This is a genomic window from Eggerthella sp. (genome assembly GCF_048329335.1).
Lineage (GTDB): Bacteria > Actinomycetota > Coriobacteriia > Coriobacteriales > Eggerthellaceae > Eggerthella > Eggerthella lenta.
The window spans coordinates 1-1,074 of the sequence record NZ_DBFEGU010000056.1; the positions used below are offsets into that span (position 1 = coordinate 1).

Consider the following 1,074-nt stretch of genomic DNA (forward strand, 5'->3'; position numbering starts at 1 on the left):
GGAGACGAAGATGGCCGTCCTGAAGCAACCGTACACCGGAGTCCGCGGCATGAGGTACCAGTTCATGCTGGACAACCTGCCGGAGCAGGTAGCCGAGCTGAAGGCATCCGGGGAGACGGAATCCTATCTCGAGCAGATCGAGACGGCGTATCGCAACCGGATCAGCGAGCTCACGCCGGGCTGCATGAAGTCGTGCGGGGCGACGACGGAACTCCGCTCGAACGACCTGCCGAGCTTCATCAAGAAGGCGAACTCCGCCGAGGCGATGGCGACCGAGATCGCGATCAAGGAGATTATCGAGGCCATGTAGAGGCCGCCGCCGTGGCGGAAGCCGCGGATGGCGCCGAGTCCATCGACGCCGCCGCGGGCGTGGACTCGCAGTGCGCAGGCAGCCCCATCACGCGAGCCAGGAAGAACCTGGCGGCCCTGGAGGCGCTTGCCGCCGCCGAGGAGCGCGGCAGCGCCACCGCCGAGGAAATCGCCGCCATGGAGGCCTATTCCGGCTGGGGCGGCGCCCAGAAGGCCTTCTCAGAGAAGGCCGAGGGCGAGTGGGGCGAGATCCGCGACAGGCTCAAGGAACTGCTCAGCGACGACGAGTTCGCATCCCAGCGCCATACCGTCCTCACCGCGTTCTACACGCCGGCACCCGTGATCGGCGCCATCTACGACGCGCTGCGCGAGGCCGGCATCGGCCATGGCGACACGCCCGCGGCGATTCTCGAGCCGGGCTGCGGCACCGGCAACTTCATGCGCCTCGCGCCCGCCGACCTCGCCCTGGACTTCCACGGCGTGGAGCTCGACCCGATCTCGGCGCGCATCGCGCAGGCGCTCTGCCCCGAGGCGCACATCACCGCCGCCGGCCTCGAGGAGTGCCGGGTCTCCCCCGCGTCCTTCGACGCCGCCATCGGCAACGTGCCCTACAGCGGCGATATCAAGATCGACAGCATGCCGATCCACGACTACTTCATCAAGAAGAGCGTCGAGGCGGTGCGCCCCGGCGGCGTCGTCGCGGTGCTCACCAGCCGCTACACGCTCGACAAGAACTCGACCGCGACCCGTCGCGCCCAGGAGCTC

At 68.5% G+C, this 1,074-nt stretch carries 1 protein-coding gene and 1 pseudogene; both read left to right on the forward strand.

Translation table 11 applies throughout. The features are described 5' to 3' along the window. Positions 1-310 (forward strand): TnpV protein (locus ACMO6A_RS01915; protein WP_418470700.1); only part of this gene is annotated, 310 nt, incomplete at its 5' end. Positions 311-321: 11 nt separating this feature from the next. Continuing rightward, a pseudogene (locus ACMO6A_RS01920) lies at positions 322-1,074 on the forward strand (methyltransferase); the annotation flags it as partial.